The organism is Tumebacillus lacus, from assembly GCF_026410385.1.
In the GTDB taxonomy this organism is placed as follows: Bacteria; Bacillota; Bacilli; order Tumebacillales; family Tumebacillaceae; genus Tumebacillus; species Tumebacillus lacus.
Genome location: NZ_JAPMLT010000008.1, coordinates 30,495 through 54,634 on the forward strand (window position 1 = coordinate 30,495; position 24,140 = coordinate 54,634).

General features: G+C 57.6%; 24 protein-coding genes. 1 reads left to right on the forward strand and 23 read right to left on the reverse strand.

Annotated features, from left to right (window positions below):
* Positions 1-49: 49 nt before the first annotated feature.
* The 19 genes from OS242_RS13680 to OS242_RS13770 all read right to left on the reverse strand — a co-directional run bounded on the left by OS242_RS13680 (position 50) and on the right by OS242_RS13770 (position 19,702).
* Entirely contained in the window at positions 50-598 is a 549-nt protein-coding gene (locus OS242_RS13680) for an excisionase family DNA-binding protein (RefSeq protein ID WP_267152245.1), read from the reverse strand.
* A 123-nt stretch (positions 599-721) separates the two neighbouring features.
* The gene (locus OS242_RS13685; protein ID WP_267152246.1) at positions 722-1,531 is read right to left on the reverse strand and encodes an ABC transporter permease subunit; all 810 of its coding nucleotides are present in this window, start codon (positions 1,529-1,531) and stop codon (positions 722-724) included.
* Entirely contained in the window at positions 1,528-2,433 is a 906-nt protein-coding gene (locus OS242_RS13690) for an ABC transporter ATP-binding protein (protein ID WP_267152247.1), read from the reverse strand. The genes OS242_RS13685 and OS242_RS13690 overlap by 4 nt, the downstream gene beginning before the upstream one ends.
* 16 nt (positions 2,434-2,449) lie before the next feature.
* Positions 2,450-3,088 carry a TetR/AcrR family transcriptional regulator gene (locus OS242_RS13695; RefSeq protein WP_323372955.1) on the reverse strand — a complete coding sequence of 213 codons (639 nt, stop codon included), beginning with the start codon at positions 3,086-3,088 and terminating at the stop codon, positions 2,450-2,452.
* A gap of 126 nt (positions 3,089-3,214) precedes the next feature.
* Positions 3,215-4,273, reverse strand: a complete 1,059-nt coding sequence (locus tag OS242_RS13700; RefSeq protein WP_267152248.1) for a phosphotransferase family protein — start codon at positions 4,271-4,273, stop codon at positions 3,215-3,217.
* On the reverse strand, positions 4,248-5,462 hold the full coding sequence (locus tag OS242_RS13705) for an acyl-CoA dehydrogenase family protein (RefSeq protein WP_267152249.1): 1,215 nt from the start codon (positions 5,460-5,462) through the stop codon (positions 4,248-4,250). The genes OS242_RS13700 and OS242_RS13705 overlap by 26 nt, the downstream gene beginning before the upstream one ends.
* Before the next feature lie 16 nt (positions 5,463-5,478).
* Positions 5,479-6,255 (reverse strand): SDR family oxidoreductase, encoded by a 777-nt coding sequence (locus OS242_RS13710; protein WP_267152250.1) that lies wholly within the window; start codon positions 6,253-6,255, stop codon positions 5,479-5,481.
* Between the two features lie 85 nt (positions 6,256-6,340).
* Complete coding sequence (locus tag OS242_RS13715) at positions 6,341-7,933, reverse strand: long-chain-fatty-acid--CoA ligase (RefSeq protein ID WP_267152251.1); 1,593 nt, start codon at positions 7,931-7,933, stop codon at positions 6,341-6,343.
* Positions 7,934-8,059: 126 nt separating this feature from the next.
* Complete coding sequence (locus OS242_RS13720; protein WP_267152252.1) at positions 8,060-9,943, reverse strand: LTA synthase family protein; 1,884 nt, start codon at positions 9,941-9,943, stop codon at positions 8,060-8,062.
* Positions 9,944-10,029: 86 nt separating this feature from the next.
* Positions 10,030-10,674, reverse strand: a complete 645-nt coding sequence (locus tag OS242_RS13725) for a DUF1385 domain-containing protein (RefSeq protein ID WP_267152253.1) — start codon at positions 10,672-10,674, stop codon at positions 10,030-10,032.
* Between the two features lie 27 nt (positions 10,675-10,701).
* A complete protein-coding gene (locus tag OS242_RS13730) occupies positions 10,702-11,394 on the reverse strand; it encodes a uracil-DNA glycosylase (RefSeq protein WP_267152254.1) in 693 nt (230 codons plus the stop codon).
* 109 nt (positions 11,395-11,503) lie between these two features.
* The gene (locus OS242_RS13735) at positions 11,504-11,839 is read right to left on the reverse strand and encodes a hypothetical protein (RefSeq protein WP_267152255.1); all 336 of its coding nucleotides are present in this window, start codon (positions 11,837-11,839) and stop codon (positions 11,504-11,506) included.
* A 59-nt stretch (positions 11,840-11,898) separates the two neighbouring features.
* Entirely contained in the window at positions 11,899-12,147 is a 249-nt protein-coding gene (locus OS242_RS13740) for a hypothetical protein (RefSeq protein ID WP_267152256.1), read from the reverse strand.
* Positions 12,148-12,247: 100 nt separating this feature from the next.
* On the reverse strand, positions 12,248-12,880 hold the full coding sequence (locus OS242_RS13745) for a hypothetical protein (RefSeq protein ID WP_267152257.1): 633 nt from the start codon (positions 12,878-12,880) through the stop codon (positions 12,248-12,250).
* 2 nt (positions 12,881-12,882) lie between these two features.
* Complete coding sequence (locus tag OS242_RS13750) at positions 12,883-14,061, reverse strand: HEAT repeat domain-containing protein (protein ID WP_267152258.1); 1,179 nt, start codon at positions 14,059-14,061, stop codon at positions 12,883-12,885.
* A 741-nt stretch (positions 14,062-14,802) separates the two neighbouring features.
* Positions 14,803-16,644, reverse strand: a complete 1,842-nt coding sequence (locus OS242_RS13755) for an FAD-dependent oxidoreductase (protein ID WP_267152259.1) — start codon at positions 16,642-16,644, stop codon at positions 14,803-14,805.
* A 197-nt stretch (positions 16,645-16,841) separates the two neighbouring features.
* Entirely contained in the window at positions 16,842-18,131 is a 1,290-nt protein-coding gene (locus OS242_RS13760) for a helix-turn-helix domain-containing protein (protein WP_267152260.1), read from the reverse strand.
* A gap of 222 nt (positions 18,132-18,353) precedes the next feature.
* Positions 18,354-18,485, reverse strand: coding sequence for a hypothetical protein (locus OS242_RS13765; protein WP_267152261.1), 132 nt, complete (start codon positions 18,483-18,485; stop codon positions 18,354-18,356).
* Between the two features lie 56 nt (positions 18,486-18,541).
* Positions 18,542-19,702 (reverse strand): helix-turn-helix transcriptional regulator, encoded by a 1,161-nt coding sequence (locus OS242_RS13770; protein ID WP_267152262.1) that lies wholly within the window; start codon positions 19,700-19,702, stop codon positions 18,542-18,544.
* A gap of 230 nt (positions 19,703-19,932) precedes the next feature.
* On the opposite strand from OS242_RS13770, the gene OS242_RS13775 reads away from it, so the two are divergent.
* Positions 19,933-20,613, forward strand: a complete 681-nt coding sequence (locus OS242_RS13775) for a hypothetical protein (RefSeq protein ID WP_267152263.1) — start codon at positions 19,933-19,935, stop codon at positions 20,611-20,613.
* 91 nt (positions 20,614-20,704) lie between these two features.
* On the opposite strand, the gene OS242_RS13780 is transcribed toward OS242_RS13775, so the two are convergent.
* The 4 genes from OS242_RS13780 to rapZ form a co-directional block, all read right to left on the reverse strand.
* The gene (locus OS242_RS13780; protein WP_267152264.1) at positions 20,705-20,962 is read right to left on the reverse strand and encodes an HPr family phosphocarrier protein; all 258 of its coding nucleotides are present in this window, start codon (positions 20,960-20,962) and stop codon (positions 20,705-20,707) included.
* 118 nt (positions 20,963-21,080) lie between these two features.
* Positions 21,081-22,019 carry a DNA-binding protein WhiA gene (whiA, locus tag OS242_RS13785; protein WP_267152265.1) on the reverse strand — a complete coding sequence of 313 codons (939 nt, stop codon included), beginning with the start codon at positions 22,017-22,019 and terminating at the stop codon, positions 21,081-21,083.
* A gap of 39 nt (positions 22,020-22,058) precedes the next feature.
* Positions 22,059-23,225: a YvcK family protein gene (yvcK, locus tag OS242_RS13790; protein WP_267152266.1), complete on the reverse strand. Its 1,167-nt coding sequence runs from the start codon at positions 23,223-23,225 to the stop codon at positions 22,059-22,061.
* Between the two features lie 7 nt (positions 23,226-23,232).
* Positions 23,233-24,108, reverse strand: coding sequence for an RNase adapter RapZ (rapZ, locus tag OS242_RS13795; RefSeq protein ID WP_267152267.1), 876 nt, complete (start codon positions 24,106-24,108; stop codon positions 23,233-23,235).
* Positions 24,109-24,140 lie beyond the last annotated feature (32 nt).

Below are 24,140 nucleotides of genomic sequence, written 5' to 3' on the forward strand. Positions count from 1 at the left end.
AATTAGACACAGCCCACTTCTGTATTATACATTGATAATATCTAAACGTTTAAATGCTGTCAAGATCTTCTTCTGTGATCTCGTCCGCATATTTGCTGTGCAGGCTTTCCACCACACGCTCGAATTCTCGAATATCCTTTTCTGCTTGCACAAATTGTGAAGCAGGAATTTTGTAATGTGTACCCGCTGGGCGAATCGCTTTGATTCTGCCATCCTGAATCATGTTTAAGATCGTTTGTTGGCTGACTCCGATCCTTTTGGCTGTCTCACCGGTGCTTAGATAAACTTCCTGTTCATCCTCCCGGCTCTCATCATTTGCAGGCTTATATACAGACATCGCTACTGTTTCTTCAAATAGGTCCAGCATCTCGTGGTATTCCTTTTCATTTAATTCTTGGTGCTTGCAGAGCAAAGTATCTTTGACATCGCGAGATAATTTTTCGAAGATCTTTGCTAAGTCGTGGGCCATCTTGCCGGTTTGAAGCAGGGCGCGCATGGTACGAACCAAGCTCAAGCTGATCTCCACCTGACCATCTCGCAGATGCATGGAGACGGCCTCGCTTACTTTTTCAAAATCATGCGTATCCAAACCACTCACAGCAGATTCCCCCTTTTCCTGTCTATCATACACCAAGAACTCCAAAAATACACTCCAAAACTCCAAAAACACCAAAATTAAAAAGCCCTATTTTCTAAGTTGAAAATAGGGCTCTTTTTCCTATCACAACGGCAGATCCCGCTTCTGAAACACCGTCACGCTCCCCACAAACAGCACCACCGCCGCAATCGCGAGCCCGATCGCCGTCGGCAGGATCTCAACTGTGCCCTGCGCGATCTCTGCCGGGCGGTAGAGGGTGAACACCGTGACATTTTGCAGCCAGTCGAGGTCGCTGCTGAGCTTGCCGACGAGGTCGGCGGCATAAAAGAGCACGGTCAGGCCGGCAGCCGCTGCGAGGGCTCGCTTCTCGTCGTTGAACAGGCAGGAGAACAGGAACGAATACCCCCCGATCACCAAAAACAGAAGCATCCCCATCAGGTTGATCTGCACAAACGCCGCCGTCTCAAACGTGTGCCGCTCCGGCACGAACCACTCCACCCCCGCGATGCCGCCGACCGTGCTGGAGAGTGCGATCAGCAACAGGCCGGAGATCAACACCAGCGCCTGCGTCACAGCCACCTGCGAGCGGGAGACAGAGGTGGCGAGCAGATACGACATCGAGCCTCTGTCGATCAGCCGCGCCACCAGTTGGATCGCCGTCATCACGCTGTAGATCATCAGGATCAGCACGAACAGCAGCCCGTAAAACTCATTGGCCAGATAATCGGTCAGTTCATTCAACCCGCCCTCGATCCCGAACGCCTTGCGCATCCCTTCCGGCATTGAGTTGATCAGTTCATTGATGTTCGGATTGTCGGCGATGGTCGGGAAGATCCAGATCACCAACCATTGATAGAGCACGATCCCCGACACATACCCGAAAAGCGTCCGAGCGTGCGTTTTCATCATCGAGCGATACAGCGCGAGATTCATCGTACTCCCTCCTTGCCGCCCATGTGATCGTTGCGGTCGTAGTAGTGCATAAACAACTCCTCCAGATCGAGCGTCCGCACATCGACGCCGGTGATCGCATAGCCCCCGAGCGTTTGGAACAGGTGCTGATATTCTCCCTGCACCGCGATCCCCACCCGGTTGCCGTGCCGGTCTGCCACCGCGAGCCCCGACTGCGCCAGCCGGTCGGCCTCCGCCGCGCTCGCCAGCGTGACCTCGATGATCCGCTTTTGCCGAGCTTGCAGGTCGTGGACGTTCTCCTCGGCGATCAGCACGCCGTCCTTGATGATGCCGACCCGGTCGGCCGTGCGCTCGATCTCCTGGAACATGTGCGACGAGATCAGGATCGTCGTCCCTTTCTCCTTCTCCTCCAGCAACAGTTCGACGAACAACTTCTGCATCAGCGGGTCCAGACCTGAAGTCGGCTCGTCGAGGATCAGCACCGCTGGATCATGCATAAAGGCGGCGACGAGGCCGACTTTTTGCTTCATGCCTTTGGACATTTTTCGGATCGGCGTCTTGCTGTCAAACTGGAACCGCTCGATCAACTCCTCGCGGCGGGCTTTGCTCTTCAACCCCCGCATCCCGGCGAGCAGGTCCAAAAACTCCGCGCCGTTGATCCCGTCCAAGAACGCGATCTCCCCCGGCAGATAGCCGACTTTTTTCTGCACCTCGGCCGCGTCCCGCCAGCAGTCGAGACCGCCGATCCGCGCATGGCCTCGGCTCGGTTTCAAAAAGCCCATCAGATGGCGGATCGTCGTCGACTTGCCCGCCCCGTTCGGGCCGAGGTAGCCGTAGACCTCGCCCTGCTTCACCTGAAAATTCAGATCAAAGATCCCCCGGCCGTTGCCAAACCGCTTCTCCAATCCCGTGACTTGAATCATCCTCTGCTCTCCCCCTCTAGCGGCGGTAGATCCCGTGTTTGACCAGTTCAAAGTACACGTCAAACTGCTCCATCGCCCGCTCTTGATACGCCCGCAGCAGCGTCACATCACGCGGCGGCGGTTCGACGGCAAACAAGTGCTTTTTCGCGCCTTCCATCACCCATTTGAAATAGTGCAGGATCGTCTCATACGGCACATCCGGCCGCAGTTGCGACACGTTCAATCGGCTCATGATGCTCAGATACAAGCCCTGCGTGCTCGACGCAATCGTCGCGATCACCCCCTGATGGACGGGGTGCGCCATGTTTTCCGCGATGCGCTGGAAAAACCGGTAGATCTCCGGCTCCCCCTGCGAAAACTCGATCTCCCGCCACGCCAGCACTTTCAACGCTTCAAAAAAGTCGTCCGGCAACTCCTCCGGCGCGAGATCGAACGCCCGCTCCATCTCCTGTGCGCCCCGTTCGCAGACGTAGCGGAACAGGCCCTCTTTGTTGCTGAAATATTTGAACAGCACCCCTTTGGAAATACCGGCCTGCTCGACGATCCGGTTCGTCGATGCGAGGTCATATCCGTATTCCACAAACTCGGCGAGCGCCGCGCGGAAGATTTCGCGTTGCTTTTCTTCCGGCAGATTGAGAAATAATTCAAATGTCAGTTTCGTTCACTCCTTCATGTCGTGACCACACAGTCATGACCGCGTGGTCACGACCTACTTTACGCCCCTTCACAGATTTTGTCAATCAAAAAGAACGGCATGCACCCATGCCGTTCTCTCTCATCCTCAACTCTTTGCCGCGACTTTGATCAGTTGCGCTGCCACCGCGCCCATGCCGGCGAAACGGGGGTCTTGCGTCTGGCCTTGTTTCCAGCGGAAATAGATCTGCTGGCAGATCACCGCGATCTTGAACGTGGCAAACGCCATGTAAAAGTCCATCTGCTCCACGCTGCGCCCGCTTTTCAGCGCATAGCGGTGGATCAACTGCTCGCGGGTGTAAAACCCCGGCCGCGTCGTCAGCGGCGACAGGCCCTGCCGCAGCACCTCCGGGTCGCTCGCCTCCGCCCAGTAGGACAACGTGATCGCGAGGTCGGACAGCGGGTCGCCGAGCGTAGCCATCTCCCAGTCGAGGACGGCGGTGACCCGGGACGGGTCTTTTTCATCGAGGAGCAGATTGTTCAATTTCAAATCGTTGTGCACAATCGTCGCGGTCGGCGACTCCGGCAGCCCGTCGGTCAACTTTTTCGCCACCAGCGCCGCCTCCGGGATCTCGTCCGTCTTCGACCGCTCATAGCGCTCGATCCAACCTGCGACCTGACGCTGCATGTAGCCGTCCGGGCGGCCGATCTCCGCCAGCCCTGTGCCGCGCCACTCCACGCTGTGCAGTTCGACCAGCGTGTCGATCAACGCCTCCGACATCAGGCGGGCGTTCTCCTCCGTCTGCTCGTACTCCACCGGCCATCTGCGGTCGGCGACGACGCCCTTTTTCCGCTCCATCACGAAAAACGGCGATCCGATCACAGCGGTGTCCTCACAGAACAGATACGGCCTTGGCGCTTTGGCAAACAACGGCGACAGGGCGGCGAGCAACCGCGACTCTCTCCCCATGTCGTGCGCTTTGGGCGCGACCGGCCCGAGCGGCGGACGGCGCAGCACCGCTTCCCGCTCCCCGTCCCGCAGCAGATACGTCAGGTTGGAATGCCCCGCCGCAAACTGCTCCACGCGCCAGTCTCCGGAGGCAAGCTCCGGCACATGCTCCCCGAGATACGCGGTCAGCCGCGCCAGATCCAGCTCTTCCCCCGCTCGCACGGGGATCGTCTCACGAGTGCGCTGTTGCTCGCTCATCGGCTTTTTTCCTTTCCGCGTATTCCTTTAGCAGCCGCTTCGCCACGACCATGCGGTGCACCTCGTCCGGTCCGTCATAGATGCGGGCTGCCCGCGCCTCGCGGTACCAGCCTTCCAGCGGCGTGTCGGCGGAAAACCCGAGCGCGCCGTGGACTTGGATCGCCCGGTCGATGACGTCGTGCAGGACTTTCGCGCCGAAAAATTTGACCAACGAGATCTCCGTCCGCGCTTCGTCCCCTTGATCCATCTTCCACGCCGCATGCAGGGTCATCAAGCGCAGCGCTTGGATCTCTGCCGCCGAATCGGCGATAAAGTTCTGCACCGTCTGCATCTCCGCCAGCTTGCGGCCGCGCGTCTCGCGGGTCAGCGCATAGTCGAGCATCAGGTCGAACGAGCGCGATGCCACGCCGATCCAGCGCATGACGTGCGTGATCCGGCCCGGCCCGAGGCGCAGTTGGGCCAATTTAAAGCCGGACCCGATCTCGCCCAGCACGTTCTCCTGCGGCACGCGGCAGTTTGTAAACCGCACTTCGCAGTGCCCGCCCTCGCTGTGGTCGCCCATCACCGGCACCTCGCGGACGATCTCGTAGCCTGGATTGTCCGCGTCGACGAGGAACATGCTCGCCCGATTGTGCGGCGGTCCGTCCGGGTCGGTCACCGCCATCACGATGACAAACTCCGCGCCGACCGCGTTGGTGGTAAACCATTTGTGCCCGTCGATCACCCACTCGTCGCCGTCCTGCACCGCACGGGTCCGGAGCCCGGTCGGGTCGGAGCCGGACACTTCCGGCTCGGTCATGGCAAAGCAGGAGCGGATGTCGCCGTTGACCAGCGGTTCGAGGTATTTCTTCTTTTGTGCCTCCGTCCCGGCCATCCACAGGATCTCCGAGTTGCCGGTGTCCGGCGCGGTGGTGCCAAAGATGCGCGGCGCAATCGGCGAGCGGCCGAAGATCTCGTTGAGCAGCCCGAGCATGACGATGCCCATGCCAAGGCCGCCCGCTTCCTTCGGCAGATGCGCCGCCCAGAGACCTTGTTCCTTCACTTTCGCCTGCAGCGGCTTCAAGATCTCCATCGGCAACCCGCGATGCGGCTCCATGTATGGCTCATTCGGGTAGACGTGCTCTTCCATAAAGCGGCTCGCCTTGTCGAGCAACGCCTGCTGTTCCGGTGTCGGGGAAAAATCGTACATGCTCTGTGACCCTCCTTTATTTGGCCGTAAAGCCGCCGTCAATCGCGATCACTTGGCCTGTCGTGTACGCGCCTGCGTCCGATGCGAGGTAGACGACCGCGCCTTTCAGGTCATCGTCGTTGCCGTAGCGTCGCATCGGGAAGGCCCGCTTGAGACGATCGCCGCCGCGCTCCATCGTCGCTTCGCTCATCTTGCTCGGGAAAAAGCCCGGTGCGATGGCGTTGACGGTGACGCCGTGCGGCGCCCATTTGACGGCGAGGTCGCGCGTCAAAGAGATCACCGCGCCTTTCGACGCGTTGTAGCCGACGGTCGCCATCACCGATTCGTCGATACCGTACAGCCCGGCGATAGACGATATGTTAACAATCCGGCCCCAGCGGCGCTCGATCATGCCCGGCGCGAGCGCCTGCGCCATCAGGAACGTGCCGGTTGCGTTGACGGCAAACACCTTTTCCCATTTATCGAGCGGCATCTCAAGCGTCGGCGCACCCCAGGAGATCCCGGCGTTGTTGATCAAAATGTCGATCTGTCCAAAAAGTTCCGTCGCTTTCACCGTCACTTCTTTCACGCTCTCCGGGTTGGTCACGTCAAGTGCGAGCGCGTGCGCTTCCCGCCCGGTCGCCTCGCGGATCTCCGCCGCCACCTGCTCGCAGTTTTCGACGCGACGCGAGCAGACGATCACATCAGCCCCCGCCTCTGCCAACGCGCGGGCAAATTGCTCGCCAAGCCCCCGGCCGCCGCCGGTGATCAACGCCTTTTTCCCTTGCAGGTTAAACAGTTCGAATACGTGCATATGTACAGCCTCCCTTTGAGTTACATAATAGAGTTGTATGACATAACAAAGGGGAAGTTTCCCTCCCCTTGAGTTACCCGTGAAATTAAGCCCGCAGCGCCCGGCGCAGGATCTTCCCGACCGGCGTCTTCGGCAGTTCGGCGCGCACCTCGTAGAGGCGCGGCACTTTGTACGGAGCGAGCCGCTCGCGGCAGAACTGGTTCATCTGCTCCTCCAGCTCCGGCGACCATTCGGCCCCGTCTTTCAGGACGAGAAATGCCTTGACGTTCTCGCCGCGATATTCATCCGGCACACCGACGACGACCGCTTCCCGGACGTTCGGGTGCTGGTAGAGCACTTCTTCCACATCGCGAGGATAAACGTTAAATCCGCCCGCGATGATCATGTCTTTTTTGCGGTCGACGATGTAGGCATAGCCGTCTTCGTCGAGGCGGGCGATGTCGCCCGTGTACAGCCAGCCGTCACGCAGCGCATGCGCCGTCTCCTCCGGCATGTTCCAATAGCCCTTCATAATCTGCGGACCGCGCACCACCATCTCGCCGATCTCGCCGACATTGACGATCTCCTCGCCCGTCGCCAGATCGACGATCTTCGCCTCGGTGCCGGGGATCGGCACGCCGATGGAGCCAGCTTTGCGAGGGCGTCCGTCGAGCGGGTTGGTGTGGGCGACAGAGGAGGTCTCAGACAGGCCGTAGCCTTCGCAGATCATCGACCCCGTGCGCTGCTCAAAGCGCTGGAGCACCTCGACCGGCAGCGGAGCGGAGCCGGAGTTGCAGATCTCGATGGCGTCGATGCCGTACGCCTCCGCATCCGGGTGGTTGGCGATCGCCACGTACATCGTCGGCACGCCGGGGAAGAGGCGCGGACGATACAGCTTGATCGCCTCCAGCATCTCTTGCACGTCAAAGCGCGGCATCAGGATCATCGCGCAGCCGCGGAAGATCGCGATGTTCATCGCCACCGTCATGCCGTAAACGTGGAACAGCGGGATCGCCGTCAAGATCTTGTCTTCCGGCACAATCGCTTCGCCGCCCAGCACCATGATGCTCTGCCACGTGTTGGCGACAAGGTTGGCATGCGTCAACATCGCGCCCTTCGACCGACCGGTCGTTCCGCCTGTGTACTGCAACACGCCGATGTCCTCCAGCGGATCGATCTCCGCCGGGTCCGGGATCTCATACGGCGTCGTCATCACGCCGTTCCACGCCGTCGCATTCGCCGCTTCAAAAGCGGGCGCTTCCCCGAGCGACACCGGGATCACGCTGGAGAGCTTCTTCACAGCGTCCAGTTCGGCGATCCCCGCATAGAGGCGGTCGAGCACGACCAGCGCCTTGGAACCGGAGTCTTCCAGCGTGTACTCCACCTCACGCGGCGTGTACATCGGATTGACCTGCGTCACGATCGCCCCGAGGCGTGCGCACGCGTAGAACGCGATCACATAATGCGGCACGTTCGGGAGCATGATGCCGACCCGATCCCCTTTGCGAACGCCTTTTGCATGCAGAAACGCGGACAGTTGCACCGCTGCTTTGAGCAGTTCGCCGTGCGTGATCGTCTTATCAAAGAAATGCACGGCCGGACGGTCACCGTGCTTGGTCGCCGTCGCCACCAAACACTCATAGAGCGAATAGACGGGCGGCGCGTACTCCAACCCTTTTGCCACACTCTTCATCGACATGCTATCGAGTCCCCCTCTTCACATGGAACACAGCTGATGACCTGCTAGATTCATACTATCGGACAATTCGATATATTCTACCTCTTACATGTGATTCCCTCTTAAAATTCGACTTTTTTATACTGGTCATTCTAATTTTATTTTTCCGCCCAATATCGCAGGAAGACCGTTCGTCTCCAACAACAGATCGGACATCTCCAGTTCCCACTGACCTTTTTTGTACCCCGCTTCACAGGCGTTCAGACCGACCGGACGCCCCGTCGCCCGTGCGTAACAGACCCCGTCTCGAAAACGCCCGTTCTTGGCGGCCAGGTAGAACAGATCGTTCGTCACAAAGGAGCCGCGTTCGACATAGTGGGAAAACACGAGATACCCGTCCTTGCTGTTCAGCAGATCCTGCCCGAAATAGAACATCTTCGACCGGTCGAGCCCGAGCAGATTGGCCAGTGTCGGCAACAGATCCATCTGCCCGCCGGTGATCGTCTGCACGCCGTGCGGCTCCCCTCCCGGCAGACGGATCAACAGCGGCACCTTTTTTAACTCATGCTCCTGATGCCGGTCAAACGGCTCCGGCTGCCCCAAAAAGCGACGGATCTCCCCCGCCTTCAGCCCGTTTGCAAAATGGTCGCCGTACACCACCAACAGAGCATCGTCCAGCAGCCCCGACGTTTTCAATCCCTGCAAAAACTCCCCCAAAGCCGCGTCCGCATAATGCTGCGCCTGCAAATAGTCGGTAAACAGTTCGCTGTACTGCCCTTGAGGAATGGTCAGACCTTTCTTTTCCTCCGGGATCTTGTACGTGTGATGCCCGGACAACGAGATCAGATAGGAAAGAGTCGGCCCTTTCATGCGTTGTATCATCGGCAAGGCTTGCCGGTACAACGACCGGTCGGACAGCCCCCAGCCGATCGTTTCATCCGACCGGAAATACGTCTGCGAGAAAAATTTATCAAATCCCTCCACCGGATACATCGTCTCCCGGTTGTAAAACTCCGGCTTGTACCCGTGATACACGTACGTCTGATAGCCGACCTCTTTCAGGAGCTTTGGCAGCGATTGAAACTGGTTGCCGCTCTTGAGCACGTACGCGCTGCCGGCTCGTACCGGATGGAGCGAATTGAGCGACATAAACTCCGCATCCGACGTGTTGCCGTCGCCGATCTGCGCGAAATACTGATTGAAATACAGACTCTCGCCGATCAATCTGTTGAGCGTCGGCGTCACTTCTTGGCCGCCGACTTTGGCGTGGATCAGGAAATTTTGCATCGCTTCGAGCTGCACGATGATCACGCGCTTCCCTTTTGCCGCGCCGGTCAGCCGAGCGCCTTCCTGCCCCTGCTTGCGGCGGATGTCCATCCAGGTGATCAGCGCTTGCCGATCTGCCGTCGACACGCCGTTGCCGCTGCTTCTCAAGGCGGTGTTGAACACATCGGCGGCATGAAACCCGAGGATGCCGAAATGTTTCTGCATCGCGTCGTTGCCGTACAGATCTGCGAACGCACGCGGGCCTTGCGTCTGATAGAAATATGCCGTATTGAGAGCCAGCAACATCACCCCGACCAGCATTGTCAAGGCAGCCGTGCGCCGTCTCTTTATCTCCCGCCGTCCCGTCCCTTGTACCCTCCACACAAACAAAAAAGGCACTAAAAACAGAAAATCGCTAAAAAACAGCAGATCCCGCCACGACAACACCGTGACGAGGCTGTCCCACACACTTTGCACCTGCCCCGCCTGTTGCAGGATCGGCAGCGGGATCACCCGCTCATAAAACCGATAGAACACCAGATCGGCGAGCAGCAGCACCGACACCGTGAGATTGACGCCGAGCAGCGCATAACGGCGCACGTGCGGCTTCAGCACGAGCAGCCAGCCGGTGCACACGAGCAACAAAGCCAGAGAGGTGGTCAGCCGATCCCAGGCGCCAAAGCCTTGGTCGATGCCGATATGGAAAAAGATGATTTTAAATAAAAGAAACGCATGCACCAGCAGCAGATCTCGATATTTGTCCACCTTTGTCGGCCCCCTCTTTCCCTTTCAGGTTATGCAACAAAGCGGACAGGCATGAAAAAAAGAGCCTTCTCGGGAAGGCTCTTTTTTCACACATATTCATCTTCCGGGATCGCACGCCCCACGATCAGGCTCCGGTACGCGAGGATCGCCGTGCGCAGATGCTCCTCTGACGGAGCGGCGGTCGTCACCCGCCTTTGCAGCCACGCCGAGATCGGGAACAACACCCGCGTCTCGAACGGTCTCGCCAAGCGCGGCACGAGCGCCATGCACAGCCCGGCCGCTCCCAGCGCCCACCAGCCGCCGACAAACGGGGCGAGGAGCAGAAAGACGAGAAAGAGTTGGGACACCGAATTGGTCGAACAGCCCCGATTGACGATATCCGCGTCGGCGATCTCGCGCAGGTTGTAGAGATCGACCGCGCCGCGATACGAAAACACTTTGTGCTCCGCCCCGTGATACTGACGCAGCGAGCGGGGAAAGAGAAAATGATACCCGGCCCCGAGCAGGAACAGCAGGTACAAGGGCAACCGCAGCAGGAAGATCAACGCCGCCAACGCCCACATGTACCACGGCAGCGTGAACAGCACCCGCGACGCGATAAACCCGACGCCCGCCCAACTCCACGGCAGAAATCGCGTCTTCACCGCGCCGTCCCGATACGTGGCGTGCGCGATCCCCTCGCCGATGCGAAAAAAGAAAATGCCGTGCCGATACGACAGCCCTTGAATCATCCTCGCTCGCCTCCTCTCCGCTCTTCCTTACGCCTCGGTCAACGCTTTCGCCTTGGTGAAAATGTCCGTCCACATCTCCCGTGTCAGTTTGCCCGTGAACGTGTTTTGCTGGCTCGGGTGATAGCTCCCGAGCAGCGTCGGATAGCCGTCAAAGCGATAGGTCGCGCCGTGCCCGAACTCCACGCCCTTCACATCGACACCGGCCGCTTTGAGCCATTTTTTATATTGATCGAACGCCAGCTTGCCCAGCGCCAGGATCACCTTTTTCTCCTTCAAAAGGGCGAGTTCCGTCTCGAGATGCGGGCGGCAGGCGGCGATCTCGCCGGTCGTCGGCTTGTTCTGCGGCGGTGCACAGCGGACGATGTTGGAGATGTACGCGCCGGTCAGCACCAGCCCGTCACCGCGCCCTTCCGCCCGAGGCTGGTTGGCATAGCCAAAGCGGTGCAACGCCTCGTACAGCCACACCCCCGACTCGTCCCCGGTAAACACGCGTCCCGTCCGATTGGCCCCGTGTGCGCCGGGAGCCAACCCCAGCAGGATCAGCCGGGCATCATAGTCGCCAAATCCGTGCACCGGACGCCCCCAGTATTCCTCGTCGCGATACTTCGCCCGCTTTTCCACCGCGACCTGTTGGCACCATTCGCGCAGACGCGGGCAACGCTCGCAGGAGATGATCCCCTCTTCCAACGCGGCAAATTCCGTATGCGTGTGCGTCGTCACACGTCTCACCTCCGACTGTCTGTTTTTCTGTGCCCTCATTGTAACGCGAACTCGAAAAAGAGAAAAGCCGCCCCCCGCGCTGTCCAAGCGCATGGGAACGGCTGACATATCAATGACTTCGCTCTTTCATCAGGTCATGCAACCGCACGACTTGGTAGTACCCCTCCGCCCGCGTCAACGCCCGCTTTTGCGGGGATCGCGCCTGCAACTCGCGGTCGATCCACTCGTTGACGACCGCGATCTTCCATGCCTCTTTCGAATTGAGCGGTTGCTTGGCAAACGCCATTGCGTACAACGCCATCTTGTCGCCGGTGAGCGGGGCGGCGGTCGGCTTCAGCGCCGCGATGCGGGCTTTCAACCCTTCCAGATCCGCCCCCTGCCCCTTTTTCCACAGCCGTTCATACAGGCGGGCAAACTCCTGCTCGGTCATCGGCTGATGTTCCACCAACGCCCCGCCTCGCAAAGAGCACTTGGCCTCTAAGGGAACTCTGATCAATCATTCTGTTACTTTTGTGGCCTTCTTAGAACCGTGACAAAACCAATCAAGCTCAAGATCAAGAAAGACGCTCCGTAGATGTACAGTCCAAGAACTTGGCTCAAACCATCAGACGTTCCGTAGTAGAACCACCACCAGCCTCCTATCCCAAGGACGATGATGTTCAACAGGACGAGTTCCCACACCTGACGACGTTTCATGACAAGATAGACGACGGTGACGATCACAGCAACGAGAATGGGAAGAAACAGGGTCATGGTACCTCCTTGGTTGTAAGAAGTCTGCCAGAACCCGCTGACGTCTTCTATTCATGTAATGGATGTAGATTATTCTTACATTCTTATTCTGTCAAGCCAATTAGATCCCGGTCTCCCGCATCGTCGTCCATTTCAAACCAGAACCGCCACGCTGTACGTACGGGCTCAACTCAATCGTACCTGTTCCTCCGAGGTTATTGTGTTCAGAGGTATAGCTCGTTAACGAAATGTCGTGGTGCTGCGGAGTGCCAGAAGTTGTGCCGTCTGAAGAACGTCCCCAAACCCAGACGTTGTTCCATTCGTACGCATATTCGACGACGCCGTCACAGCGGATGTCCGTGATCTCGTCCACGGTAATGTACGTTCCCGCCGTTGACTCGTAGTTTAACATATCGTACAGCGTATAGGTAATGCCCGGGTCAGCATCCATTGCAGCTGCGGTGTTTAGGATGCTTGATGCTTTGCTTTCTGTACCGTTCGGATTCCAGAAGGAACCGATATAATTATTCCCAGCGATAAAGGAGTCCCACGTACTGAGTTGAATCGTTTCGTTGTAGCCCTTGATCTCGTAGATGCCTGCACCTGCTTTACGCAGACCAGCATGGTTCAAATAGTTAACTTCTGCACCATCACGGTAACGGCCGTCGGCGTCGACCGCTGCCGATGCGGTAGTAGCCGAGAGAACCGTTGCAGATGTGACTGCTACGACAAGGAGAGTTTTAAATGACTTCATAATTAATTCCCCCATTTTTCTGCATTGGACGGAATGTTATTAACCGGAAGTGCCTTGAGTGAGACAAGGACTTGAGCAGCCTTCTCACGGACTTCGATGTCGGTATGATTGACCAATGTCTCGACGTTTGCCTCTGCCGTTCTGAGTTTTGCATACATCACTGCTTGGAGTGCCGCCAGGATGTACTCTCGTGGTTGTCCTGTTTCCAGCATGGAGAGCACGGTTTTCTGGTTGCGTTCCAGAGTATAATTCGCGATGTCAGTATTTCCATACTTGCCGTAGACATCAAGGACAGCCAGCACAGATTCTGGACCGCCCAAGAGGCCTATGGAATAGACGGTGGTTGCGTACACTTCTGCATCTTTGGTATCTTTCGCCAGTTGCTTCATCACCTTGATATCCTTCAACGTGCCTGACTTCGCCCCTTCTGCAACCGCGTGGCGGACAAGGATGCCCTCTTCGGAGAGCGGGTTTTTCATCACCTCAGCCACGGCTTGTGCCAGACCGGGATGGTTGGTGCGCTTCATGGCGGTCAGCGCCGCGCCCTTGACGGCAGCCGGGGTGTCCGTATCGTTGACAATGTCTGCTAATGCTTTTTCCTGTTTGGCTTTCTTTCCCCCGTCTTTCGGAACATCGCGCAATTTCATAAGTGAATATTTACGGACCGCTTCCTTTTCAGACTTATCAGATGCTAATTCGATCAGCAAGTCGCCAAGTTTTTCCTTCTCACTGTCCTGCGTCGCTTCAGAAGCAACACGTTCTTTTTTAAAACCGACCGAGACAGTTCCATCGAGCAGGAAAGAACGGAAATTATCGTTGTTGGTTTTGTCTTTCACCATAGACGCGATGTCCTCCATCGGGAGGCCCGCATCCCAGCGTTTCTTTAGCAACGGGACGAACATAGCTCCCTGCTGGTCGAGTGCCAATTCGCCTGCATTCGACAATTCATACGCTGCTTCCAAGATCTCCTGTGTATTCAAGTTAGAAACGTATGCGTCGATCTCTTGCGGCTTTCCTTTAAGTTCACGAATCTTGTTGATGTGTTTGTTTTGGGATACGGATTCCTTACTAATCTTGATATCGTCTTGGGTCGCCATCGCGGTTGCCATGCTTAGCGCTGAACCTGCTGCAAGAGTCAGGGTCAAAGCAATTAGAGTGAGCTTTTTCTTAGATGCGGTCATATCCAGCCTCCGTTTTTCACTTGTTGTTGTTCCTTGTAAGGTGCACAACCAAACAGTAACACATTTGACAGTTACTGTAGATATAAAGTTTGCATAAAACACAAAAATAGTACTTACCGCCTATTCTTTATGTTTAATTGATATCAACTGACCTAGATGTCATATCCCGTTAAAATAGGCACTGTGTCACAAGTCCCACTCATCCTTTCCCATATCCTCAAAGCTTAATGCTTGCGGCTAATTTGACTTACTCCTCTCAGCCCTTGGTTATTCCCTTGCATTTTCCTTAAATATCGAATCTTCCTCGATGAGATGGATCGTAAATATGTTCTATATAATACGAATTTACGTTTACTTTTCGGTTCTCTGATCTGACAAAGTCCTCTCATCTAGCAAAGTGATTCTATTCTATTTTTGAATAACGATTACTGTGGAACGCAGGTTTCCACTTCAATCAAGAAAAGAGCCTTCGCAGGAAGGCTCTTTTCATAGTCGTATTCTTCTTCGAAAACTGCACGCCCCACGATCAGGCTCCGGTAGACGAGGATCGCCGTGCGCAGATGCTCCTACGACGGAGCGGCGGTTGTCACCCGCCTTTGCAGCCACGCCGAGGTCGGGAAAAGCACCCGCGTCTCGAACGGTCTCGCCTGTCTGTTTTACTGTGCCCTCATTGTAACGCGAACCAGAAAAAGAAAAAAGCCGCCCCCCGCGCTGTACAAGCGCATGGGAACGGCTGACATATCAATGACTTCGCTCTTTCATCAGGTCATGCAACCGCACGACTTGGTAGTACCCCTCCGCCCGCGTCAACGCCCGCTTTTGCGGGGATCGCGCCTGCAACTCGCGGTCGATCCACTCGTTGACGACCGCGATCTTCCATGCCTCTTTCGAATTGAGCGGCTGCTTGGCAAACGCCATTGCGTACAACGCCATCTTGTCGCCGGTGAGCGGAGCGGCAGTCGGCTTAAGCACCGCGATGCGGGCTTTCAACCCTTCCGGATCGGCCCCCTGCCCCTTTTTCCACAGCCGTTCATACAGGCGGGCAAACTCCTGCTCGGTCATCGGCTGATGTTCCTGCAGGTGGTTGTCATACCCGGCAAAGATCAAGCCTTGCTGATACAGTCGCTTGAGCTGCGGGTAAAACCACGCGCCTTGATACGGATAGGGCAGTGTGAACGGTTCCACCAACGCCCCGCCCCGCTTCAACTCCCCGCGCAGCTTCTCGATCATCTCCGGGTCGCGGCTCATCTCGCGAAACCCGATCCCGTGCTGAATCGACAGCGCCGCCGCCACCCCGGCCGCCTCTCCCGCCGTCATCCCGGTCGGGATCGTGCGGGCGCTGCCGGCCGCCAGCGACGAATAGCCGGACGCGCGGGAGGCTACCAGCAGGCGATCGACCTTCTGAGGCACCAGCGAGCGGAACGGGATCGCGTACTGCGCCGGGTCGATGACGACCACGTCGTCTTTTTCGGCGGACGTCGCTTGGATGTCGACCGGATACGCGCCATAGCCGACCGAGTCCCACTGGTCGCGGTTTTCCCACACATCTTCGATCTGCAGATTGTACTCCGCCTGGATATGCCGCGTCTCCCGGACATACAGTTGCTGCGGATACGACGCGATCTCCGCGTGTTCAAACGCGACAGGCACCTCTTTGCGCAGAAACGTCAGCACATGGCCCGTCTCCTGCTTGGCGATCTCATACGCCTCGCGCTTTTGCGCAGCATCCAGCCCGTCGACCCCGAGGATCTGCAGGGCGTTGATGTAAATGGTGCCGTCGCTGTTGCGGCCGATGTTGAGCCCGCGCAGTCTCGCGCGCGGCGACTGCGGTCGGTAGGCGTCGGTGATCTTCCAGAACCCCCATGCCGCGTTGCCGTTGATCTCGCCGCCGCCAAACTTTTTCGCTGCAAACGCCTTTTTGATGCCGTCCCAGTCGACGTGTTTCAAATGGATCATCAGCGTGACGGCCATCTCCGTGCGCCGTCCGATGTCCTCCTGGCCGATCGTGTGCGGCACGCCTGCCTGTGCCGCCAGATCGGCATCCTCCGTCGAATCGATAAATCGCTTGCCGAAAAACACCTGCTCGCCGTTCGCCTTGCTCTCCGTGACGATCCCGTTCAGCTCCGAACCGTCGTCCGAAGTCAACGCTTGCTTAAACCGCGTCTGCGGAAGGAAGGTGAGATTCGGCTCCCCCTCGATCATCTGCAGAAAAGCGTCCTGCCCTTTGTCGATGTCGATCACCGGCTGCGAGCCGACCGACCGGTGCCATTCTGCAAACAGACCGCCGTTGACGTTTTGGTTGTTGTGCGCGGCGAGGTCGAGATAGTTCAACGCGCCGTAGATCATCAAACCGCCGGGTCCGTCCCGCTCTTCCAGCAGCAGCGTTTTCAGACCGCGCCTCGCTGCTGCCACCGCCGCCACCACGCCTTCCGGTTCGGCGCCGACGACGATCAGATCGTACTGTCCGGGTGTCTCGGGTTTCACAGAGGCGTTCGTTTCCTGCGTGCGTATATGAACGATGCCGGCCAGCGGTAACAACATCAATACCAAGACTAAAATCCACAAAGCGTAGATTCGTTTCATCAGCCAGACTCCTTCTCTTTCTATCAGTCTATGTTGTTACCTTACTAGAATATGGCGGCAACGCCGATTTCATACCCCATACCCTCATAAAATTCAAATTTCTTCGGCAAAATTCCTGCCGCAAACGGGCAAAGAAAAAGCTTCCGCGCCAAACGGAGATCTCCGTTTCGGGAAGCTTTTGGATCTGCAGGCACCCTTTACAGCGCAATGCCGCGCTTGCGCAGTTTGTTGTGCAGGATATCGTGATATTTTTCCAAGCGCTTAAACGCCTCTTGGTACTGCCCTTGCTCGTCGAGATACTGGCACAGAGACAGCGTCAACTCTTCCAACTCAGCCAAGAGCCCCAACGATTCATAGATGCTCATCGCCTCATCATAGTGCACGCGGCCATCCTGGGCACAGCCGTAGCGGAACTGGACGAACGACAGCACCTGATGCGCCTTGCCCAGCGCCCGCTGCTTGTTTTTCATCAGGCGGATCGCCTGCCGGGCCGCTTCCATCGCTTCATCGCTCATGTCGTTTTCCAGATAGACTTCCGCGATGTCCGCATACGTTTCGCCGGCTCGCTCCAGTTCATCCTGCTCCTCGTACTGCGCGGCAAACCGCTTCAACTCGAGCACCGCCGTCTCCCAGCTCTTCTCATGTCTCTCCAGCAGGATCAGTTGTCGCTGCACATCCCGGTAGGCGGTGAGATGATTGCGCGTCTTCAAGATCGCCAAGGCCAGCATCGCGTACTCCCCCGACTTCTCAAAATCGCCCGCCTTTTGGTAAGTTTCTGACAAACGCAAGTAGGTGCGCCCGATGCCGTCGAGGTCGGAGATGCCTTCGTAGCAGGCCAGCACGTCCGCGTAGTAGCGGGCTGCCTCGTCGACCTTGCCGATCGCCTGGGAGAGTGCCGCGATCTGGTAAAGCGCCCTCGCCTGCAACTGCGGCTCGCACAGTTCGCCGCGGCGATACTCCTCCAAAGCGCGCTGCGTGTGATAGATCGCCAGTTGCAGCTCTTTGTCCTTCTCCGCAGCCGCGCCCAGTTGAATCAGAGCCGAGACCATCAACCGCACATCTTCACGCTCCGACGCTTGTTCAGACACCTTGGCAAACGCGACCGACGCTTCCGACACTCGGCCGGTCTCCAGATAACAGATACCCAGTTCAAACAGCGTTTCCGTCTCCGGCACCTGAGTCCGCGATTCGCCGAGCAGCTCTTCCAGCAGCGGAATCGCCGATGCGTACTCCCGCGCCTGCACCAGCGCGAGCGCCATCTTGTATTTGCTCGTGTATTCCATGTCGAGATTGACATCGGCCAGCAACTTGTCCAGCGAGACGTCCAACCGCTCCGCAATCGCGAAAAGCACCTTATAAGAAGGGCGTGCCCGATCCGATTCGATCTGCGAGATCATGCTCGGTGTGCAAAGCCCCCGCGACAGATCCATCTGGGTCATTTCTCGTTTCATGCGCAATTCTTTGATGCGTTGTCCAAGTGAACTCATTTTGCTTCGTATCCCCCTATAAAGCTGAAATCCCGCCCCTGTTAATGAATATACATACCCTCAATAAAATAGATATTACCAAAAATCAAAAATAAGGGAATGTTATTTTGATTATATCTGTGACGTTCCGTATTTTTAATGTAGAGCGTCACAAAAAAATCTCCCCATAAGCGGGGAGATTTTGGTCGGTTCATCATGTAAATGAGAAAGAATGACTGCGGATTATTTCGAGATGATGTACGGACCCGGTCCTTCCATCGCTGCGGTCGGAGTGGTGTCGAGCGTCAGAGCGGTGCCAGCCACCGCCACGGTGAACATTGCTGCAAACATTGCGAATACTGCTACCTTTTTCATTTGATCTTCTCCCCTTGTCATATAAATAATTCGGCAGTTCGCCGAAACTGTTTGACCTAGAACCAATCTCCCTTGCGATACCCGCTGATCTTGCAAGGGAGATTTTCTTTGAGCACACGAAAATATTTTTGCGCAGATGAGTAATCCTCTGCCTGCAGATAATACTCCGTCAAGAAATCGGCCGCCGTGCAGCGAACCTCTTGCGACGTCATCGTCAGGTCAAAGATCGCTTCCGCATAAGCGGGATCTCCGGAGATGTGCGCGCGCATCAGCAGCAGTTTGGCCTTGATCTCCGCCAACTCCAGATCGGGCTGTTGCAGATCGGCCAGCCGGCGGTCGATCGTCGACAGCGCCTCCTCCGTCTCTCCGAGACAGATCAGCGATCGGGAGAGCACAGCGTCCAACGACGCCTGCCAGTAGATCGAGCCGTTTTGCAAATTGGTGCGGGCGATGAGCAGCAGGTCTTTCGCTTCTTGAAAATTCCCGTCCTGATGCTCCAGATGCGCCAAATCGTGTTGCAATTTGCCGATCAGCAGCTTGTCTTCCACGCCTTTGTAGTGCTCATGGCTCATCTTAAAATACTCTCTCGCCTGCAACGTGTCGCCTTTGCGATAGGCGATAATCGCCCGATAGTGGCAGATCCGCCCCAGTTGCTCGGCATCGTAGCGGAACACTTCCTCCACCTCAGACAGCAGCGGAACCAGCCGTTCATGCTGGCCTTGTTTGTGATAGGAGGCCATCAGGTTGTTACAGGCGCGGCGGATGCGCGAGTAGTCGTCCAGTTTCAACGCCATCTCAAGGGACCTCTGCCACGCTTCGTGCGCTTCGCTCAGGATGCGCAGGTGGTAGAGGGCGCGGCCGAGCAGGTTGTAGGCGTCTGTCAGCTCGGTGCGGCCGATCGCCAGCGCCACCAGCGTCTCCGCCAAACGCCGGGCCCGCCACGGGTTCTTGCCGCTCGTCAGCAGCGCGCTCAGCTCCTGTTCGAGAGGCAGCGTATCCTTCTGTTTGATCCGCTCCACCGTCACGCCAAGGCCGCCTGCGATCTTCTCCAGCTCTTCCGCAGTTGCGTAGCGACCGTCGAGGATGCGCTCCAGCGTCATCCGGCCGATCCCGATCTCTTTGGCCAAGCCGCGCACAGTGATCTTCTTCGCCTCCAGGATCTCCTTGATCCTGTTGCCCAGCCATACATTGTAGTCCCCAGTCTCTCGCGGTTGCATCGTTCTCACCTCTGCTCTTTGCATGGAAGAGGCCGGCCAATCGTCGATAATAAATACTATTTTCAGAATGAATGTTATCACACGATCTTCACTCAAACAATAATTTGACTAAATTTCAATTCCGGTGATGTTCGCCAAATGAGCATTTAACAGCAACAGTCAGGGCAGCACCAACCAGACACCCTCGGCATAGTGTGGGTAGTAGCCCATTCAACCGGAGGTGAAAGCCTGTGACGACGATCGGACTGCAGGAGGGCTGGGCGGAAAACCGTCCCGTGCGATATGTGACGGCCGGACAGACGCCGCTCACGCTCGGCGGGATGTATGTGCTCGTGCGCGGCTACGACCCGCGCGGCGGCCCGCTGTTGCTCCCGCGCCACAAACAGATCCTCGACTCGATTCCGGGGATGCCCGGCTACAGCGCCTTGCGCTTGGTACATTTTGTGGAAGTGCCGGCCGATCTGCCGCTTGGTTCGGTGAAGAGCGTACAGGACGTGTTGAAGCGCTCCCTGCGCATTCGCACGCCCGGCATGATCGTAAACGCGCCCGTGGTGCCGCTCGACAGCAAAAGCACCGTCTACCCGATTGTGCCCGCCTGGCACGAGGGGATGGAGATCGGCTACCTCGACATCGGTCCGACACCGATCCGCGCCGGCAACGCCTACCAGTGCATTCGCGGCATCGACCGGGCCACGGGACGCATCGTGCCGGTCGAAGGTCAGAAGATGATCTTCGACGCCCTGCCGAGCAACCCGTCGTATTCGCCGATCTGGCGACTGCACTATGTGCGCGTGCCGGACGGCATCGAGCCGGACACCCTGCGCAGCGTGCAGACGATCCGCGACCGCAAACTGGCGATCCGGCCGACGACGATGACGATCAACGCCCCGATCCCGGACGTCGGGATCTGAGGGTGAGGATCTGCGGCCCCAAAAAGAAAAACCACGCAGCCGGCACAAAGCGTGCGGCACGTGGTTTTTTTCTTTTTCACGAAATAAGGGACTAGCCTTCCTGTTCGACCAGCTCAGCCAGGCGGTTGACGGCCGAGTCAGCGTCGGTGCCTTCTGCCTTGATCACGATTTCCGTGCCGTTGCTGATCGCCAGCGACATGATGCCCATGATGCTTTTGGCGTTGACCGACTTGCCCTGTTTTTCCACGAAGATCTCACTGACAAACTTGTTTGCTTCTTGCACGAACAAAGCAGCCGGACGTGCATGCAGGCCGGCGCGAAGTCCGACGGTCACTCGCTTTTCTGCCACCGCAATGGTCCCTCCTCAACAAATCTTGGTAGTAGTATACCACAGAGTCCTGCTTGTGAAAGCGTTTGTCAGGGCGACGAATGGAACAAAAATGCCACGACTTTTTTGTACAAAATAGCTAAATGCCCTGGCCCGCACGGATGCGTTCGGCCAGTTCATCCAGTTTGCGCAACCGGTGATTGACGCCCGATTTGGAGACCTTGCCGGGCAGCATCTCGCCGAGCTCTTTTAGATTGATATCGGGATACGCCTGCCGCAGTTCGGCGACCTCGCGGAGCTTTTGCGGCAGATTTTCCAGTCCCATCACCCGCTCCAGCAGCCGGATGTTGTCGATCTGGCGGACGGACGCTTCGATGGTCTTGTTGAGGTTGGCCGTCTCGCAGTTGACGAGGCGGTTGACCTGATTGCGCATCCCTTTAACGATGCGGATGTCCTCAAAGCGGAGCAACGCTTGGTGCGCTCCGACGATGTTCAGGAACTCGATGATCTTCTCGACCTCTTTGAGATAGACCACATAAGCTTTTTTCCGGTCGATCAACTTGCCGTTAAGATCGTAGGAGTTGACCAGATCGAGCAGCGCTTCGCTGTGCTCCATGTCCATCGACGAGATCTCCAGATGATAGGAAGAGCCCTCCGGGTCGTTGACCGAACCGCCCGCGAGAAAGGCGCCGCGCAGGTAGGAGCGCTTGCAGCAGGGCTTGCGGACCAGTTCCGGGTTGATCCCGGCGTTAAACTGGAGCGTTTCGTTGGCGATGCAGAGTTCCTGCAGGATCTCCTTGACTTGAAAAGGTACGCGCATCATGTAGATATTATTCTTTTTCAGTCGCATCTTCTTGCGCACGAGCAGTTCGGCGTGGACGCCAAACATCTCTTTGAGCAAGGTGTACATTCGGCGAGCGATCGCGGCGTTCTCGGTGACAACGTCGAGCGAGAAGCGCTTGTCGGCGATCAGGACGGTGCCGTTGATGCGGATCATCGCCGCCAATTCCGCCCGTTTGCAACAGGTCTTCAGTCCGATCTGGGTCAGTTCTTTTTTCGTGCGTGCGGCAAAAGACACCGCCGTCCACCTCCTCTCTCACTGCCATGCGGGCAACGCTCAGCGGCGGAGTTTATTGGGATCGCGGCCGACCAGCGCCAGGATCTGCTCGGAGATCCGGCGTGCATCATGCCGGGCATAGATCTGATAATGCAGGAAATTGCGGGCGATGACATGCAGCCCCATGTTTTGCAGATTCCAGAGATCAGCGACGACCGGAGCGGCCCGCTTTTCTCTGTATTGCTCGACAACGGCAGGCGGGATCGGTGCCGAGTTGACGAGGATGTAATCGAACAGCGGTCGGTCGATGTGGTCGTAGATCGCCTTGACGTGATCGGACGCCGTGTAATGGTCGGTCTCGCCCTGCTGGGTCATCACGTTGCAGATGTAGATCTTTTTCCCGGCCGCCTTTTCGATCGCCTCGGTGAGACCGGTGACGAGCAGGTTTGGCAGGATGCTGGTGTAAAGCGAGCCCGGTCCGATGACGATCGCGTCCGCCTGCTCGATCGCTTCCAAGGCTTCGGGCAGCGGATCGAGATCGTTCGGGAACACCTCGACGCGCTCGATCTTCTTGTTGACCGTCGGGATCATCGACTCGCCCTCGACGTACGTGCCGTCCTCCATGTGCGCCCGCAGGATGACCGCTTCCCGCACGGCGGGCAGGACGCGCCCGGAGACGGCGAGGACGCGGGACGCCTCCTTGATCGCCGTCTCAAAATCGCCGGTGATGTCGGAGAGCGCCGCGATGAACAGATTGCCAAAACTGTGCCCCATCAGCCCTTCACCCGACTGGAAGCGATGCTGCCAGAGCTTTTCCAGCAGCGGCTCCGTGTCGGAGAGCGCGACGAGGCAGGAGCGGATGTCACCGGGCGGCGGCATGTCAAAGTCGGCGCGCAAACGCCCGGACGATCCGCCGTCATCGGCTACGGTGACCACCGCCGTAATGTCGATGTCAAACTCCTTCAAACCGCGCAGCAACACCGACAGACCGGTGCCGCCGCCGACGACGACGATGCGCGGTTTGCGCTTTTCGAGGAGCATCTGCGTTCTGCTGATCTGTTCATCACGCCACCAGCCGAACGCGAGCAGCCCGGAGCCCATCAACAGACAGACGAGGCCGATCACCGTGGATTGGCCGGGCACCGCATGAATACCGATGCCCGCGGCGATCAGGCCGAGACCAAACGAACAGACCGTCCACGCCAGGAGCAACCAATAGCGCACCATGGGCAGATTATCCTTTTTCATGATCGCGGTGCACGACGGTCGCCCACTCATCGCGATCTTTGAGATGTTTGTACAGGGTCTCCGCCAGCGCGACGGAGCGGTGCTTGCCGCCGGTGCAGCCGATGCCGATCACGACCTGCGTCTTGCCCTCCTTGCGAAACTGAGGGAGCAGAAAATCGATCATGTCTTCGAGTTTATGGACAAAAGCGGACGTGATCGGCCACTTCATCACGTACTCGTAGACGTCCGGGTGTTTGCCGGTCAGCGGCCGCAGTGAATCGACGTAGTGCGGATTTGGCAGGAAACGCACGTCGAACACGAGGTCCGCCTCGATCGGCACCCCATGTTTGAAGCCAAACGACATGATGTCGACCTTGAGATGCTGCTCGTCGATCTGAGAAAAACGTCCGAGGATCTCGGCGCGCAGTTCGCTCGCTTTGAGATTGCTCGTGTTGAGGATGATGTCCGCCTTGCCCCGGATCTCGTCGAGCATCTTGCGCTCCTCGGCGATGCCTTCGACGACGCGGCCGTCCTTGGCCAGCGGATGACGGCGGCGCGTCTCCTTGAATCGGCGGACGATGGTGCTGTCATCCGCTTCGAGGAAGACGATCTGGTAGTTGATCTCCTGATGACCGCGCTGCTCCAGTTCCTTGAGCGCGTCGAAGAGATCCTTGAAGAAATCACCGCCGCGCATGTCGCAGACGAGGCCGACCTTGGTCACCTTGCCTTGCGATTGGGCGATCAGATCGCCAAACTTTGGAATCAATGCCGGTGGCAGATTGTCAACGCAGAAAAAGCCGATATCTTCAAGAGCCTGCACCGTAACCGATTTGCCGGCGCCGGACAGACCTGTGATGATCAAAAGGTTAATCCCGGTTTGCATCTGATCTCACCTCCCGTTAGATGCGTTCGTAT